General features: G+C 52.8%; 16 protein-coding genes. 13 read left to right on the top strand and 3 right to left on the bottom strand.

Going from position 1 to position 16789, the window contains the following annotated elements:
- Positions 1 to 41: 41 nt before the first annotated feature.
- Both srfJ and iolI1 read left to right on the top strand, forming a co-directional pair.
- Positions 42 to 1385: a lysosomal glucosyl ceramidase-like type III secretion effector SrfJ gene (srfJ, locus tag NBA72_RS13000; RefSeq protein WP_042947858.1), complete on the top strand. Its 1344-nt coding sequence runs from the start codon at positions 42 to 44 to the stop codon at positions 1383 to 1385.
- The gene (iolI1, locus tag NBA72_RS12995) at positions 1386 to 2219 is read left to right on the top strand and encodes a 2-keto-myo-inositol isomerase IolI1 (RefSeq protein WP_000976927.1); all 834 of its coding nucleotides are present in this window, start codon (positions 1386 to 1388) and stop codon (positions 2217 to 2219) included.
- Here the strand turns inward: iolI1 and NBA72_RS12990 are convergent.
- Positions 2216 to 3382: an MFS transporter gene (locus NBA72_RS12990; protein ID WP_001111174.1), complete on the bottom strand. Its 1167-nt coding sequence runs from the start codon at positions 3380 to 3382 to the stop codon at positions 2216 to 2218. The two genes, iolI1 and NBA72_RS12990, sit on opposite strands and share 4 nt — an antisense overlap.
- Positions 3383 to 3442: 60 nt before the next feature.
- Positions 3443 to 5380, bottom strand: a complete 1938-nt coding sequence (locus NBA72_RS12985; protein ID WP_014343940.1) for a bifunctional 5-dehydro-2-deoxygluconokinase/5-dehydro-2-deoxyphosphogluconate aldolase — start codon at positions 5378 to 5380, stop codon at positions 3443 to 3445.
- 417 nt (positions 5381 to 5797) lie between these two features.
- Between NBA72_RS12985 and iolD the strand changes: the two genes are divergently transcribed.
- The 5 genes from iolD to iolH all read left to right on the top strand — a co-directional run bounded on the left by iolD (position 5798) and on the right by iolH (position 12153).
- On the top strand, positions 5798 to 7738 hold the full coding sequence (gene iolD / locus NBA72_RS12980; protein ID WP_000849477.1) for a 3D-(3,5/4)-trihydroxycyclohexane-1,2-dione acylhydrolase (decyclizing): 1941 nt from the start codon (positions 5798 to 5800) through the stop codon (positions 7736 to 7738).
- Positions 7739 to 7918: 180 nt separating this feature from the next.
- Positions 7919 to 8941 carry a D-chiro-inositol-2-dehydrogenase IolG2 gene (gene iolG2 / locus NBA72_RS12975; protein ID WP_000736098.1) on the top strand — a complete coding sequence of 341 codons (1023 nt, stop codon included), beginning with the start codon at positions 7919 to 7921 and terminating at the stop codon, positions 8939 to 8941.
- Between the two features lie 72 nt (positions 8942 to 9013).
- On the top strand, positions 9014 to 10240 hold the full coding sequence (locus tag NBA72_RS12970) for an MFS transporter (RefSeq protein WP_000661780.1): 1227 nt from the start codon (positions 9014 to 9016) through the stop codon (positions 10238 to 10240).
- A 160-nt stretch (positions 10241 to 10400) separates the two neighbouring features.
- On the top strand, positions 10401 to 11216 hold the full coding sequence (iolI2, locus tag NBA72_RS12965) for a 2-keto-myo-inositol isomerase IolI2 (RefSeq protein WP_042947853.1): 816 nt from the start codon (positions 10401 to 10403) through the stop codon (positions 11214 to 11216).
- Positions 11217 to 11268: 52 nt separating this feature from the next.
- Complete coding sequence (iolH, locus tag NBA72_RS12960; protein WP_000683955.1) at positions 11269 to 12153, top strand: sugar phosphate isomerase/epimerase IolH; 885 nt, start codon at positions 11269 to 11271, stop codon at positions 12151 to 12153.
- A 55-nt stretch (positions 12154 to 12208) separates the two neighbouring features.
- On the opposite strand, the gene yjgA is transcribed toward iolH, so the two are convergent.
- Positions 12209 to 12760 (bottom strand): ribosome biogenesis factor YjgA, encoded by a 552-nt coding sequence (gene yjgA / locus NBA72_RS12955; protein WP_000166287.1) that lies wholly within the window; start codon positions 12758 to 12760, stop codon positions 12209 to 12211.
- Positions 12761 to 12855: 95 nt separating this feature from the next.
- Here yjgA and pmbA point away from each other — a divergent pair, with 95 nt between their 5' ends.
- The 6 genes from pmbA to NBA72_RS12925 all read left to right on the top strand — a co-directional run bounded on the left by pmbA (position 12856) and on the right by NBA72_RS12925 (position 16783).
- Entirely contained in the window at positions 12856 to 14208 is a 1353-nt protein-coding gene (gene pmbA, locus NBA72_RS12950; protein WP_000852994.1) for a metalloprotease PmbA, read from the top strand.
- Positions 14209 to 14306: 98 nt separating this feature from the next.
- The gene (gene cybC / locus NBA72_RS12945) at positions 14307 to 14693 is read left to right on the top strand and encodes a cytochrome b562 (protein WP_001232231.1); all 387 of its coding nucleotides are present in this window, start codon (positions 14307 to 14309) and stop codon (positions 14691 to 14693) included.
- Between the two features lie 277 nt (positions 14694 to 14970).
- Positions 14971 to 15309, top strand: coding sequence for a glycine dehydrogenase (locus NBA72_RS12940; protein ID WP_001255103.1), 339 nt, complete (start codon positions 14971 to 14973; stop codon positions 15307 to 15309).
- A 10-nt stretch (positions 15310 to 15319) separates the two neighbouring features.
- Positions 15320 to 15682 carry an SFCGS family glycine-rich protein gene (locus NBA72_RS12935; protein ID WP_000435389.1) on the top strand — a complete coding sequence of 121 codons (363 nt, stop codon included), beginning with the start codon at positions 15320 to 15322 and terminating at the stop codon, positions 15680 to 15682.
- On the top strand, positions 15682 to 15984 hold the full coding sequence (locus NBA72_RS12930) for a DUF4312 family protein (protein WP_000975187.1): 303 nt from the start codon (positions 15682 to 15684) through the stop codon (positions 15982 to 15984). The genes NBA72_RS12935 and NBA72_RS12930 overlap by 1 nt, the downstream gene beginning before the upstream one ends.
- Positions 15985 to 16006: 22 nt before the next feature.
- Positions 16007 to 16783 (top strand): DUF4311 domain-containing protein, encoded by a 777-nt coding sequence (locus NBA72_RS12925; protein WP_000478578.1) that lies wholly within the window; start codon positions 16007 to 16009, stop codon positions 16781 to 16783.
- Positions 16784 to 16789 lie beyond the last annotated feature (6 nt).

Raw genomic sequence — 16789 nt, 5'->3', positions numbered from 1 at the left:
CATATCACAATTTATTATCTTCTTTTATCCGGAACTTCCCTATGAAAGGCAGACTCATCTCTTCCGATCCGTATCGTCAGCAATTCCTTGTTGAGCGTGCGGTCTCTTTTTCGCATCGTCAGCGTGATTGCAGTGAATTAATCAGCGTCTTACCGCGCCACACGTTACAGCAGATTGACGGATTCGGCGGCAGCTTTACCGAAGGTGCGGGTGTGGTATTCAACAGCATGAGCGAAAAGACGAAGGCGCAATTTCTTTCCCTTTATTTTTCTGCTCAGGAACATAATTACACTCTGGCGCGGATGCCAATTCAGAGCTGTGATTTTTCCCTGGGCAATTACGCGTATGTCGATTCCAGCGCTGACCTGCGACAGGGACGACTCTCCTTTTCCCGCGATGAAGCGCATTTAATACCGCTGATTTCCGGGGCGTTGCGGTTAAATCCACACATGAAGCTGATGGCTTCGCCGTGGAGTCCGCCGGCGTTTATGAAAACTAATAACGATATGAACGGTGGCGGCAAGCTGCGGCGCGAATGCTATGCCGACTGGGCCGATATCATTATCAACTACCTGCTGGAATACCGCCGCCACGGCATTAATGTGCAGGCGCTTTCCGTGCAGAATGAGCCGGTGGCGGTAAAAACCTGGGACTCCTGTCTGTATAGCGTGGAAGAGGAGACAGCCTTTGCCGTGCAGTATCTGCGTCCGCGCCTCGCCCGGCAGGGTATGGATGAGATGGAGATCTATATCTGGGATCACGATAAAGATGGCCTGGTAGACTGGGCTGAACTCGCCTTTGCTGACGACGCTAATTATAAGGGAATTAACGGGCTGGCATTCCACTGGTATACCGGCGACCATTTTTCGCAAATACAGTATCTGACCCAGTGCCTGCCGGATAAAAAACTCCTGTTTTCCGAAGGCTGTGTGCCAATGGAGAGCGATGCCGGTAGCCAGATTCGCCACTGGCATACCTATCTCCATGACATGATTGGTAATTTCAAATCGGGTTGTAGCGGGTTTATCGACTGGAATCTGCTGCTGAACAGTGAGGGCGGGCCGAATCATCAGGGTAATCTGTGTGAAGCGCCCATTCAATACGATGCGCAAAACGACGTGCTGCGGCGTAACCACTCCTGGTATGGTATTGGCCACTTCTGCCGCTATGTGCGTCCGGGGGCGAGGGTCATGCTTTCTTCAAGTTACGATAATCTTCTGGAAGAGGTGGGATTTGTGAATCCCGACGGCGAGCGTGTGCTGGTGGTGTATAACCGCGATGTCCAGGAAAGGCGTTGTCGGGTGCTGGATGGCGATAAAGAGATCGCGTTAACGCTGCCGCCGTCAGGCGCCAGTACGTTGCTATGGCGGCAGGAGTCGATCTGAATGATGAAGCTGGGATTTAATGAAGCGACCTGTATGCGAAACTCCACGCTGGCACAGGATGTTGTGTTGGCGGAACGTTTTGGCTATGACTACATCGAAATCCGTCTGGATATGTTGCAGGAGTGGTTGCAGAAACATACGTTAAGCGAGCTGGCAGACATTTTCGCCGTCGGCCACCTTAAGCCCTGGGGCTACAATTCGCTGGAAGACATTACGTTTTGTGATAGCGAAAGCTGGGCGGAGAAACGGCGGCAGTTGGCTTTCGCCTGCCATGCTGGCTCAGTGGTGGGGGGTGATTGTCTGGTTGTGGTGCCCACCATTCGTCAGGGGGGAAATTTTCCGCCAGGGGAAACGGTGAAAGATTCAGTGAAGCGTCTGCGCGAGATGGCGGCAGTGGCGGAAGAAAGCCAGATGCGGCTGGCCTTTGAGCCGATCGGTTCCGCAGGATGCTGTGTGCGCAGTCTTGCCATGGCGATGGAGATCGTAGATGCGGTCGATCGCAGTAACGTCGGGCTGGTTGTCGATGCCTTTAATCTTTACCTGCACGATCAATGGCGGGATCTGACCACGCTTCGCCAGATCCCTGTGGAAAAGATCTTCGTTTACCATATTGATGACGCCGATAATCTGCCGCTGGCAACGCTGGAGCATTGCCATCGTCTGTTTCCTGGCAACGGCGTGATCCCACTGCATGAGATCACGCATGAGCTAGTGCAGAAGGGCTATGAGGGGATCTGTTCGCTGGAACTGTTTAACCCTGGCTACTGGCAGATGGCGGCCAGCGAAGTCTTTGCGATAGGGGCGGAAAAGACTCGCCCCTTCTTAACAGCTTAATGTTGCCGCAGCAGGAGATGGACAACCGCCGCGCCCAGCAGCGCGCAGGCCGCGGCCAGAAGAAAGACCTGCTGATAGCCGATAAACGGCGTCAGCAGGCCCGCTATTGGTCCGGTAAATCCGTAGGCCAGATCCTGAAACGCTGACCAGACGCCGAGGGCCGTACCACGAATCTCCGGCGGCACTCTGCGCACAACCTCTACGCCCAGCGATGGGAACATCAGCGAACAGCCGCAGCCGGTAATCGCCGCGCCAATCAGCGCAGCGCCTGCTGACGGAGCGGCCCACATTACCGCCAGTCCGGTCCCCTCTACCAGTAGTGAAAAGGTTGCGACCGTGGCGCCGCCGTAACGGTCGGGAAATTTGGCGCAGAAAAAGCGGACAGCGATAAACGCAATGCCAAATAGCGTCATCGCAAAACCGGTGTTATCCCAGTGACGCTCGTTGAACCAGAGGGCGGTAAATGCGCTAAGGGTGGCAAAACCAATACCCTGGAGCACAAGCCCTGTTCCGGGCCGCCACACCAGGCCGACTACCCGTAGCACTGGCACGCGGGGACGGGCTGTTGGGATATTCCCCGGAATGCCATAGATGACTCCGCTGGCGATGATCGGCAACAGCACGACGAGGAGCGCCGGAAGCGCCAGGCCGGCCCTGGCGTAAAGCGACAGCCCCAGCGGCGCGCCGATAGCCAGCGCACCGTAGGTCGCCATGCCGTTCCAGGAAATAACCTGACCCGCGTGGGTCGAGCCCGCCAGCCACATCCCCCAGGTTAAATTACCGGTCAAAATGAAACTTTCACCGATGCCCAGCAGCACACGACCAACAATCAGTATGGCCCATGCGAGCAGCGGAACCGGGTGAGCGATTAGACTGACCAGCATCAGCAGACCTGATGCGGCGCAGTAGAACTGACCGGTGATAACCGTCCGACGTCCGCCTGACGTGTCGGCTTTTCGACCCGCGGCGCCCCGGGTAAGCAAGGTGGCGATAAACTGGCTGCCTACCGCGATACCGATCAACAGATCGCTCAGATGCAACTGCTGCTGAACGTACAGCGGCAGCATGACTAACGGGATGCCAATAGTCAGATAGTTGAGAAACATCGCGGCGCTGATGCGAAACAGCGTGATCGATGTGGAATGTTGTGTGAGAGCTGGCATGGAATCGTCCTTGAACACGCCCCTTGTCCGATGCAGACACGGGGCGTGATGAGGCAGGCATTAACGTGCCGGGCGGTATTCGCGCCAGTAGTCGATAAGCATGCGGTATTTTTGTTTCACCGTTGCGATGAGCTGTTCATCGTTAAGCTGGCCGCCTAACCACTGGCGTGACGGTTCGCCAAAGATGGTCCGGCCGACGGCGAAACCTTTCACCCAGGGCATATCCGCTGCTGCGGCGAATCCTGACTTCAACTCGCTTTCCGGTGCGTCCAGGCCAAGTATCAATATACCGCGACATTCAGGGTCATAATGCTCAATATGCTGGCTGATTTCTCGCCAACGATCAGGGCTCAACGGCGGCAGTTTCCACCAGTCCGGCAGGATCCCCAGTTGATAAAAACGTTCCACAATCTGGGGATAGTATTGCTCATTTTGGTCTGCCGCATCGCGCGGCAAGATGACTTCCAGCAGCAGATCGTGACCAGACTGGCAGCAGGCGCGGTAAACTTCGTCAATGAGCGCCTCTTGTTCAAGACGTACCGACTCTGCATCGAGTGGATGATAGAAGACCAGACATTTCACGACGTGCTCTTGCGGCCAGCTGACAAGCTGAGAGCCAATATCGCCATGTTCCAGCTTCAGCGGATACGAACCGGGCATCTCAACCGGTCGGCCAATCCACCATCCCTGGCCGGTCACGTCGTTAAGCGCCTGCTGACCAAAGGTGGTATCGGCAAGGATGCCGCTATTATTCTGTAAACCGGCCTCAAGCGCCGCCTGACGCGCCCCTTCCAGCAGTAGCATCTTCAGGGGAGGGATCGCGGATTCACTCGCGCCGACTTCATTTGCGATATCCACCAGTTGCTTGCGATGGTCGAAGGCGAATACGCACAGCTCCGGCCAGTGCTGTTTACGGGTTGTGACCCGATGAAGGTGATTCAGCCGCGGGTCTTTGTCTGGCCGGGTGATGGATTGTTCACGCGCGAGGTAGTCGTCCAGCTCTTTTTTGGTTGGCATGGCGGGGGCACAACCGTGGCGCGATACCACTAACGCGCCGCAGGCGTTTGCATAACGGCAGGCTTGCTCCCAGCTTTCATCGTTCAGGTATCCCCGCAGCAGTCCTGACATAAAGGCATCGCCCGCGCCCAGCACGTTCAGAACGTCTACGCGAACGCCGCTATGTATCTTCACCTGCGACCAGTCATCGGCGATGTTGCCTTCAAAGACTGAGCAGCCCAGCGCGCCGCGTTTGCACACCAGTACGGCCTGGGTCAACTGACGGACGCGCCGCAGGGCGGTCAGCGTGTCGGTACTGCCGCCGGCGATATGGAATTCTTCTTCGGTCCCAACGATCAGATCGAAATGGCGCAATACCTGCTGGAGCTGTTCGGTAACCTGTGATGAGGCGATGAAACGTGTTTCACCGTCTCCTAGCGACGTCAGACCCCACAGTACGGGGCGGTAGTCGATATCCAGCGCCCGCCGCAGCCCGTGTTTTTGCGCATACTCCAGCGCTTTAAGAACGGCGGCGCGCGTATTGGGGTGAGAAAGATGGGTACCGGTGACGGCTAATGCGCGTGAAGAAGCGATGTAATCTTCGCGGATATCCTCGGGTGTTAGCGCCATGTCCGCGCAGTTATCGCGGTAGAAGATCAGAGGAAAGGTGTCCTGATCTTTAATGCCGAGGATCACCAGCGCGGTCAGACGATCGCGATCCGACAGCAGGCACTGCGTATCCACACCAACGCGGTTTAATTCTTCACGAACGAAACGTCCCATATGCTCATCGCCGACGCGGGCCAGCATAGCGGAACGTAATCCCTGAATGGCCGTGCCGTAGGCAACATTGCCTGACGATCCCCCTAAATATTTAGCGAAAGTCGTCATATCCTCCAGCCGCGACCCGATTTGTTGACCATACAAATCAACGGCGACTCGTCCCAGACAGATAACGTCCAGCGGCTTTTGCTCACTACTGACTGCTTTATTCATTGACATATCCCCTAACAGAAGACGGTGTTATTTTTGCTCATACTAAGGTTTGGTGATTTCATTTTCAATAAAAATGGAAATAATGTTTTCATTTATTGTTTGAACAAGATCACAGAAATGGCATTTCCGGGCAACGGGTATGATCGTTTTTTGTTGTGTTTTTTTGTTTTAATTGATTGATTATTAATGTGTTATTTCTTTTAAAAGCACATGGAAGATAAATTTCATTTTCATGAAAAACACGCCTGAATGGCGAAATTTTTTAACCGTTTTTTGATCTCCTTCCCATAAATGAAATATAAATTCCATATAATTGTGAGAACGGAAATTTTGATCCTATGATAAGTCTCTGTGTTTTTGGGGCTGAAGCGATGCATAAGCAGGCAACGACAGCCGAACGGTTGATAAAAGCAGGTGGGGTACATGAAAACAATCAGGTTGACCATGGCGCAGGCTTTGGTGCGCTTTCTTGATAATCAGTACATCGACGTAGACGGCAGCGAAATCAAATTTGTAAAAGGGATTTTCGCCATTTTTGGCCACGGGAACGTCGTCGGATTGGGGCAAGCGCTGGAAGAGGACTGTGGCCAACTTAGCGTTCATCAAGGGCGTAACGAACAGGGAATGGCGCATATCGCGACGGGATTTGCCCGCCAGATGCGTCGCCATCAGATTTATGCCTGCACCTCCTCAGTGGGGCCAGGGGCCGCCAATATGATCACCGCAGCGGCGACCGCGACGGCTAACCGTATTCCACTGCTTTTGCTGCCGGGCGATGTGTACGCATCTCGTCAACCCGACCCGGTTTTGCAACAGGTTGAACAAGAACACGATCTGACGCTGAGCACCAATGATGCTTTCCGTGCAGTTAGCCGCTACTGGGATCGCATTACGCGTCCGGAACAGCTAATGAGCGCCTGTATCAGCGCGATGCGGGTGTTAACCGATCCGGCGGATACGGGGGCCGTGACGCTTTGCCTGCCACAGGATGTGCAGGGTGAAGCCTGGGATTATCCGGATTATTTTTTCGCTCGCCGGGTCTATCGTCTTGAGCGTCACGCGCCGACGGAGCCGATGCTGAACGAGGCGGTTGCGCTGATTCGCCGCCACCAGCGGCCGCTGATCGTTTGCGGCGGGGGCGTGAAGTACTCGCAGGCTGAAGAGGCGCTGCTGAGATTTGCCGAACGCTGTCATCTGCCGATTGCTGAAACCCAGGCTGGCAAGGGAGCGCTCAGTTCTGCACATCCGCTGAACGTCGGCGGGATTGGCGAAACCGGTTCACTGGCGGCGAATCTGCTGGCACAGGAAGCCGATCTGATTATCGGTGTGGGGACGCGCTATACCGATTTCACCACCTCCTCAAAGTGGATCTTCCAGAATCCCGACGTGCGCTACTTAAATATCAACGTTAGCCGCTTTGATGTCTTCAAGCTGGATGGCGTACAGATGCAGGGTGACGCTCGCGTCGCCCTGACGCAGCTTAGCGAACGGTTGGCCCAGGAGCATTATGCTTCGCAATGGGGTGAGACTATTCACCGCGTCCGCTCGCAATATATGGCGGAAGTTGAGCGCGTCTATGCTGTGGAATATAGCGGAGAGGGCTTCAAACCTGAAATTGAGGATCATATGGATACTCAAAAGGTGTTTGAAGAGTTTAATGAGATTACGCGGTCGTGGCTGACCCAGACGCGCGTGTTGGGCGTGCTTAACCGGATGTTGCCGGAAAACGCGCTGGTGGTGGCGGCGGCGGGCAGCCTGCCGGGCGACCTCCAGCGTGTCTGGCAAAGCCGCGGCGAGAATGATTACCACGTCGAGTACGGCTACTCCTGTATGGGCTACGAAGTCAATGCCGCATTGGGGGCCAAACTGGCGCAGCCGGAGCGCGAGGTGTACAGCTTCGTGGGCGACGGTTCGTTCATGATGCTGCACTCTGAGTTGGTCACTTCCGTCCAGATGGGGAAAAAGATTACCGTCATTTTGCTCGATAACATGACCAACGGCTGTATCAATAATCTGCAAATGGAACACGGTATGGACAGTTACTTCACCGAGTTTCGTTTCCATCAGCAGGAGAGCGGTCGTCAGGAAGGCGGGTTTATCCCGGTCGATTTCGCTCGCATCGCTGAAGGATATGGCTGTAAAAGCTATCGCGTCACCACCATTGAACAACTGCATGAAGCGTTGGAAGATGCTCGTAAACAGACCGTGAGCACGCTGATAGACATAAAAGTGCTTCCCAAAACGATGGTGCATAAGTACCTGAGCTGGTGGCGCGTTGGCGGGGCGCAGGTATCCCGTAGCGAACGTATCCAGGCGGTAGCGCGTATGCTTGAGGAACATATCGGACAGGCCCGGCAGTACTGATTAATTTGCCGTCGTTCAGGTTGCAGAAGTGTGGTTATTGTTCTGCAACCTGAACGATACAGCGTCAACGCATTGTTTGCTTTTCAGAACGGCAAAATAAAACGATCCGTTTTTCGCAGAATTACGGGTGCTTTTCTTTTGCGGTTTTAAATTTACTATTCATGAGATTAAGAGGTACGAATGAAAAAGCTTCGATGTGGTGTTATTGGCCTCGGTCGGGTAGGTAAAATGCATGTTGAGAATATGTATTTACTGCCTCAATTAGATATTATCTGCGCCGCCGATTATTTTATTGAGGAGATGAGCGATTGGCTTTATTCGGTAAATATAACTTCAGGGTATAAAAATTATCAGGAACTTTTACAGCGTGATGATATAGAGGCAGTTTTTATTTTCACCTCAACGGATATGCACGAAGAGATCGTCACGGCGGCAGCGCAGGCGGGGAAGCACATTTTTTGTGAAAAACCGCTCAGCATGAATGAAGATGAGCAGGCCTCAATGGCGGTGCTGAGAAAAGTGAAAGAGAAGGGGGTGACGCTGCAGGTTGCCTTTAACCGCCGTTTTGATCCTCAGTTTCACGAGGTCTTTGAGCTGGTGCGCAGCGGCAAGATTGGTCGGCCCCAGATGATAAAAATCACCTCCCGCGATCCGGACCTGCTACCCCATGATCTGATCAAACGTATTGGCGGTCTGATTTTTGACTTCACCATGCATGACTTTGATATGGCTCGTTTTATGATGCAGGATGAAGTCAGCGAAGTCTATGTTAAGGGCAATACGCTGATTGATCCCAGCCTGAAAAATATTGATGATGTTGATACGCTTGCGGTGATGCTGACTTTCAGAAACGGCGGCTACGCGCTCATTGATAACAGCCGTCGGGCGGTATATGGCTATGACCAACGGGTGGAGGTTTTTGGCTCAGAAGGGATGGCGTATGCGGATAACGTTAGTGAATCGACGGTGAAAGTTTTCAACAGCCAGCACTGCATAATGAAAAATCCCCTTCCTGATTTCACGGTTCGTTATCGCGAAGCTTACCGAACGGAAATATTACACTTTATTGATTCAGTCCTGCATCATACGCCGGTTGTCTGTACCGGCGAAGACGCATTATTGGCCCAGCGTATCGCTATTGCCGCGCAGCAATCATTAAAAAGCGGGCTGCCGGTGAAAATAACAAGCGATATTTATCTTTAACTGCATCTGTTAATAATGAATAAACTCTCGCACTGAAAAGTGTGAGAGCTTTTCTATACCGAGGGTAATAAAATGAAAGAAATGCAGGCAACGCTGCCCCAGACATTTTATATAAAACCAGGTAAGTTTATCTGGAGCTACCTGGGAACATTTTTATTTATGTTGGGCGGCTGTATTGAGAACAGCTGGTTATCTGCCTGGTTAAATACGCAGGGATTTGATCAGGCGCATATCGGGCAGATTTTTGCCGGATATGGGATTGTGGTCGCGATCACCTCCTGGCTATCCGGCGTCTGTGTGGACGTTTTTGGTCCTAAAAAGGTGATGGTTACCGGTTTTATCGTCTATCTTCTGGCTTCCGTCGCGTTTCTGAACTTTGCGCTACCCAGCCATGATTTTGGCGCCATTCTCGTGACCTATATGCTGCGTGGCGTGGGGTATCCGCTGGTCTGTTACTCCTTCCTGGTACGCCTGACCATCCAGTTGGATAATCACCAGCAAGGGATCGGCACCTCGCTGTTTTGGGTGGTCTATAACCTTGGTTTTACTATCATTGGGCCGGTGGTGGCGGCGTCGTTAATTCCTGCGTTGGGGCATATCAACGTGATGTGGGCCGGGATGGGCGTTGCGCTGCTGGGGGTTCTCTTCATGCTGGTGCTGGAACGCAATGAATTCATTCTGAAACCGCGAACGACGCCGGTCTTCAAAGAGTTATCTGCGGGTATCTCCATTATGTATGAACGGCCACGGATCGGTCTGGCGGTGATTGTCAAAACTATTAACGGTCTTGGCACCTATGGTTTTGTTGTCGTATTACCTCTGTTTCTGCTGGATAAGCACTTTACGCTTGAGGAATGGGCGAGTATTTGGGGGATTACCTTTATCTCTAACCAGGTCTTCAACATTATCTTTGGCTGGATGGGCGATAAAATTGGTTTTCGCCGAACCATCCAGATTTTTGGCAGCATCCTGACCGGTGTCGCTACGCTGATTGTTTACTGGGTGCCGATGATATGGGGGCATAACTATGTCGCCTTTATGCTGGCGATGTGTTTGTGGGGAGCCGGGCTGGCTGGCTTTGTGCCAATGACGCCGCTGGTGCCGATGATGGCGCCGGATAAGAAGGGGGCGGCGAACTCGGCCGTGAACTTTGGCTCCGGCCTGGGGAATTTCGTTGGGCCAGCGCTGGTCTCTGTTCTGGCAGGGTTCGGCACCGGCGTGGTGATGTATACTATGGCGGGGCTCTATTTATTCAGCGGCATCCTGGTGCAGTTTCTTAAAGTGCCTGGCGAGAAATAGCTTCAAATATTCTTCAAAAATCCCTTATAGCCTGTGATGTTCATCACTAAATTAAACCGGTTTTTATCAAGATTGATAAAGCCGGTTTTTTCACCCTACGTTAAATTGTACTAACGGATTACGGTTATTTACCCACCCATATACGTTCAGGGAGAAAATAATGAATATCGAAAAAACACGGTTTTGTATTAACCGGAAAATTGCACCGGGTCTAAGCATAGAAGCATTCTTTCGACTGGTTAAACGTCTTGATTTTAATAAAGTGGAATTGCGTAATGATATGCCAAGCGGCAGCGTTACTGATGACTTGAATTATAATCAGGTGCGTAACCTGGCAGAAAAGTATGGACTTGAAATTGTCACAATTAATGCGGTCTATCCCTTCAACCAACTGACCGAGGAGGTAGTAAAAAAAACGGAAGGATTATTACGAGACGCGCAGGGAGTCGGCGCGCGGGCATTAGTTCTTTGTCCGCTGAATGATGGAACGATTGTGCCGCCGGAGGTTACGGTTGAGGCAATAAAACGACTGAGCGATCTCTTTGCCCGGTATGATATTCAGGGGCTGGTTGAACCTTTAGGATTCCGCGTAAGTTCGCTGCGTTCTGCCGTCTGGGCTCAGCAACTGATCCGGGAAGCAGGTTCCCCCTTTAAGGTTTTGCTGGATACCTTCCATCATCATCTGTACGAAGAGGCCGAAAAGGAGTTTGCGTCGCGCATTGATATTTCTGTTATCGGGTTGGTGCATTTGTCCGGTGTGGAAGACACCCGACCAACGGAAGCATTGGCTGATGAGCAGCGTATTATGCTGAGTGAAAAGGATGTAATGCAGAATTACCAGCAGGTGCAGCGTCTGGAAAATATGGGATATCGCGGTATTTACGCTTTTGAACCTTTTTCTTCCCAGTTGGCTTCCTGGAGTGAGGCGGAAATAGAGGAACAAATTAATCGCAGCGTGTCATTGCTGTTGCAATGATACAGCTAATTTCCAGGTGACCGTTTTCAGTTTCCGCAGCGTGGTATTTACAATGAAAATTGCTTTTGATGTCGATGTTATTAAACATTTACCCATTACCCAAATGGTACGGCAGGTTTCCGAGTGGGGGTATAAATATATTGAGCAGTCGCCGCACCCGCGTATTAATCCGTTTTATAAACACCCTAAAGCTGGTCGCGATACCATGCAGGAATATAAACGCGCCTTGCAGAACTACGGTGTGGAAATCTCGTCATTTATTGTGGTTTATCGTTGGTCCGGCCCCGATGAAGAGCGTCGGCGCGCCGCGGTAACCAACTGGAAGCGGATGATTGAGATTGCCGTTGATATGGGCGTACAGGTGATTAATACCGAGCTTTCCGGGACGCCGGATGAGCCGGAGATTTGTGAAGAGATGTGGTATCGCTCCATGGAGGAACTGCTGCCGATCGTGGAACGAGAGGGAATTCGAATCGAAATTCAGTCTCACCCCTGGGATTTCTGCGAACTGAACGATGAGACGGTCGACATGGTGCAGTCTTTGCGTAGTGATAACGTGACCTATTTGTACAGCGCACCGCATGGCTTCTTTTACGATAAAGGGCAGGGCGACGTCGCAAGGATGCTGAACTATGCCGGGGCCGATCTTTCGCATGTTCTGCTGGCCGATACGCACAACCACACGCTCCCCTGCCGCTACATCATGAACCCGCCTGGCGTGAATGCGACGATTCATCAGCACATCGGGCTGGGAGAAGGTGAGGTCGATTTTGACGCGCTATTCCAGGCGCTGCGTGAAATGGATTTTGCAAACCGCACGTTTAAGGTGGGCGGTGAGGCAATTATCACCACGTCGCTGTTTGGTTATCCTGAAAAAATGAGTGTTCAGGCGGTGGAAACGCGCGAGCGGATCGAGCGGGAGCTACTCGGACGTTAAAAACGGGTGGATTTGCCTGTACCGCGCCACAGGCTGGCGCGGTCATTTGCGGCAATTACCCTTCGTTTTCCGCCAGCTCGCGCAGATACTGGAAGATCTGACGCGCTGATTTCGGCGGTTTGTTGCCTTCTTTCTCTTTCTTCGCATTGCGGATCAATGAACGAAGCTGTTGACGATCGGCGTGCGGCCACAGGGTCAGTACTTCGGCTACCGCGTCATCGCCTTCGACGATCAGACGATCGCGCAGATGCTCAAGCTTGTGAAACAGCACCACCTGCTGATTATGGCGGTTCTTCAGCTTGTCCAGCGCCTGGCGAATAGGTTCAACGTCGCGTTGGCGCAGCATTTTTCCGATAAGCTGCAACTGGCGGCGGCGTCCTTCCATTTTGATACGCTGGGCCAGTTCAATGGCGTCGCGCAGATCGGCGTCCAGCGGGATCTTATCCAGCGCGTTTTTCCCCAGATCCACCAGTTCCGCGCCCAGGCGTTTTAATTCCTCGGCATCGCGTTTAATTTCACTTTTACTGACCCAGATAATTTCATCGTCTTCGTCTTCGATGTCATCACCGGGAACGTCGTCGAGCCAGTCTTCGGGCTGCTTTGTCATGTCAGGCTCCTTAAAAAAAGAGGCTAATGTTACCAGTTAAGATGCGCACTGAAAAACGGTTCTCTGTTAGACTTCAGAGAAACTCTCTCTACATTATGGCATTTGCAATGAAAGTAATCTCACAAGTTGAAGCGCAGCGTAAGATTCTGGAAGAAGCAGTTTCGACAGCGCTGGAGTTAGCCTCAGGCAAATCGGATGGGGCGGAAGTCGCCGTCAGCAAGACCACCGGCATTAGCGTCAGCACCCGTTATGGTGAAGTAGAGAATGTCGAATTTAATAGCGATGGCGCGCTGGGCATTACGGTGTATCACCAGAACCGCAAAGGCAGCGCCTCTTCGACGGATTTAAGCCCGCAGGCGATTGCCCGTACCGTGCAGGCCGCGCTGGATATCGCGCGTTACACGTCGCCTGACCCGTGCGCAGGCGTGGCGGACAAAGAACTGCTGGCGTTTGACGCGCCGGATCTGGACTTGTTCCACCCGGCAGAGGTTACGCCAGACGAAGCCATTGAACTGGCCGCGCGTGCGGAACAGGCTTCTCTAAAGGCGGATAAACGCATCACCAATACCGAAGGCGGGAGCTTTAACAGCCATTACGGCATTAAAGTGTTCGGCAACAGCCACGGCATGTTGCAGGGATATTGCTCCACGCGCCATTCGCTCTCAAGCTGCGTCATCGCCGAAGAGAACGGCGATATGGAGCGTGATTACGCTTACACCATCGGTCGGGCAATGGCGGATCTGCAAGCGCCGGAATGGGTCGGGGCCGAGTGCGCGCGTCGTACCTTATCCCGCCTGTCGCCGCGTAAGCTTTCCACCATGAAAGCGCCGGTCATTTTCGCCAATGAAGTGGCGACAGGGCTATTTGGTCATCTGGTCGGGGCGATTGCCGGCGGCGCGGTATACCGTAAATCCACTTTTCTGCTCGACTCGCTGGGCAAACAAATTCTGCCGGAATGGTTAACCATCGAAGAACACCCGCATCTGCTAAAAGGGCTGGCGTCTTCACCGTTCGACAGCGAAGGCGTGCGTACAGAGCGCCGGGACATTGTGAAGGATGGCGTACTGACGCAATGGTTGCTGACCAACTATTCCGCCCGCAAACTGGGGCTGAAAAGTACCGGTCATGCCGGCGGCATTCATAACTGGCGTATCGCCGGGCAGGGGCTGAACTTTGAGCAGTTGCTAAAAGAGATGGGCACCGGCCTGGTGGTGACGGAACTGATGGGCCAGGGCGTCAGCGGTATTACCGGCGACTACTCCCGCGGCGCTGCGGGATTCTGGGTTGAAAATGGTGAAATCCAGTACCCGGTAAGTGAAATTACCATTGCCGGTAATTTAAAAGAGATGTGGCGTAATATTGTCACCGTAGGTGATGATATTGAAACGCGCAGTAATATACAGTGCGGTTCGGTATTGTTACCGGAGATGAAAATCGCCGGACAATAATACCCGTCATACTTCAGGCTGCAGGCGCGTTGGCTACCTGCAACCCGAATTATTCAGGGTATTACACTTATCGTTAATAATAAAAAAGGAAGTGAGCAATGCGTAAAAGCCTGTTAGCTATTCTTGCTGTGTCATCGCTGGTATTCGGTTCGGCTGTTTTTGCTGCCGATCTTGAAGATAATATGGATATTCTCAATGATAACCTGAAAGTTGTTGAGAAAACGGATAGTGCCCCTGAACTGAAAGCGGCATTAACCAAAATGCGCGCGGCCGCGCTGGATGCCCAAAAAGCTACGCCGCCAAAGCTGGAAGATAAAGCGCCGGATAGCCCGGAAATGAAGGATTTTCGTCACGGTTTTGACATTCTGGTCGGCCAAATTGATGGCGCGCTGAAGCTGGCGAACGAAGGTAACGTTAAAGAAGCGAAAGCGGCGGCGGAAGCGCTAAAAACCACCCGCAATACGTATCATAAAAAGTATCGTTAATTTTTGTGGGATGGCGGCTTCGCTTTATCCGTAGGTCGCCATCCGGCAAAATGTAATACCCATCACACTTTCTCACTTTATACGACAACGTCATTGTTTCGCCATTTCCTCTTTATGCCGCGATAGATCTCACACTTTCCCGGCGATAATTCATTAATGCCGCCTTTTCTGTGGCGCAGATCACCTATCCCACTCGCGTTTCCACTTCGAGGTGGAAAATAACTCGCTACAAACTTTTAACCCTTGCCGCTAGTTTTATCTCATTGCCATTAACGGGGTGAGACGCGTGGATAACGGAGCAGTAAAACACGATGCCGGTGAGCGAATTAACGAACTGGCTGAACAGGTGTTAACGCAGGTGGATGGCCTGCTGGGGCGACATCACATTGTCCCCAATGCGGTACAGACGCAAATGCTGACCTCGCACGTTCGCGCGATGGCGCACCGGTCAATTACCGGCGAGCCTTTACCGGAAGTCGATGCCAGCTTGTTTGATGAAATCTCAGCCGAATCAATGGCGCTCGCCCGCGAAATCGTGGCGGCGTTTGGCAACCTTCCTGACGAAGAAGCCTGGCTATTATCGGTACATTTTGAAGTCGCGAAAGACAACCTCTAAGGAGCAAAAAATGGAACAGATTACCGTCGTGATTGGCGATCGCCTGGGTAAAGGCCAGAAAGTGGCGGCAGGCGTGGAAAAAGCGGGCGGTCGCGCGGTCGTCGTACCGGGCGTCGCGGCAGACATGAAGCTGGGCGATGTGATGAAAGCGGAAAACGCCACCTTCGGCATTTCATTTTGCGGCAGCGGCGGCGCGGGCGCTATCACCGCGCAAAACAAGCATGGCTACAAAGCCAAATATGGCATGCGGTCAGTGGATGAAGGCGTCACCGCTATCAATGAAGGCTGCAACGTGTTGGGTTTCGGCTTTATGGATAAAGAAGAGCTCGGCGAGCGCCTGGTGCAGGCGTGGCAAAAGAAATACGGCGCCTGATGATGAAAGAGCAATTCACCACCACGGTGAGAGTAAAAGGCAAGGGCGACGCCAAAGCACGCGCCTTTGCCGATGCGCTGAACCATGTTCAGTCGGCGGTGATGAGAGAGTCGCCGTATATCTTACTGCGTATTGAGCCACAGGATGTGCGGATTGTTCAGGCGCATGAGTCGGTGCGTAAAGAGGCCTTTCTGTTTTTCTTTTTGCGCCGGGAACGACGCACTTACAGCGTGGAGCTGGATGTGACCGTCAACGTGACCGCCATCAATCTCGACAGGGTGGATTTCGTCGCGAAACGCTGATTTTTATTAAAAAGGCATAGTTATGTTCCTGATAATACTAATTAAATCGCTCATTATCGGCGCGCTGGTCGGCGTAGGGGTGGGCGCTGGGGCTGCACGCATGTTTCACGCGCCAACCACGCAGGGGATGGGCGCGTTCCGTACGTTGGGCGAACTCAACTCTTGTGAAGGCGACCCGGCATCTCACTTCTCCTTTGGGCTGGGTTTCTTCTTTAACGCCTGGGCGTCGTCTGTGGCGGCCGGATCGTTCACCCAGGATGTCGATCACCGCATCATCCCTAACTGGGGCGCGGCGGCGCTAATGATCAAAAACCGTAACGTCGGCGAGACGCTGCACGACCCGAAAAAAATGGCGATCGCCTGCGCCGTCATCGGCATGATCGTCGTGACGTTCCTTAACCTGACCGCCTCATCCGTGCCAGAAGCGCTACAGGTGACAGCGGTTAAGGTGCTGGTACCGGCGGCAAACCTGCTGGTCAACATCGTCATGCCTGTGATCTTCTGGTTAGCGGCGATCGACGCCGGTAAAAAATCGGGCTTCTGGGCCACCGTTTTCGGCGGCGCGGCGCAGCTCATCATGGGGAACGCCGTACCGGGGCTGGTGCTGGGTATTTTGATCGGTAAAGGCGTAGAAGAGAGCGGCTGGAACCATGTCACCAAAGTGATGATGGTCGCCATCGTTTTGCTGTTTGTGTTGAGCGGCTTCTTCCGCGGCTTCGACATGAAAATGATCGAGTCTTTCAACATGACGGTACCGAACTGGCTTGAACTGATCCACAACTCGCTCAGCGGCAAATAACGGAGG

Source organism: Salmonella sp. NW1250 (genome assembly GCF_051812965.1).
GTDB lineage: Bacteria > Pseudomonadota > Gammaproteobacteria > Enterobacterales > Enterobacteriaceae > Salmonella > Salmonella enterica.
The sequence above is the reverse complement of the archived record's forward strand: the minus strand, read 5'-3'. Positions and strand labels throughout refer to the sequence as shown.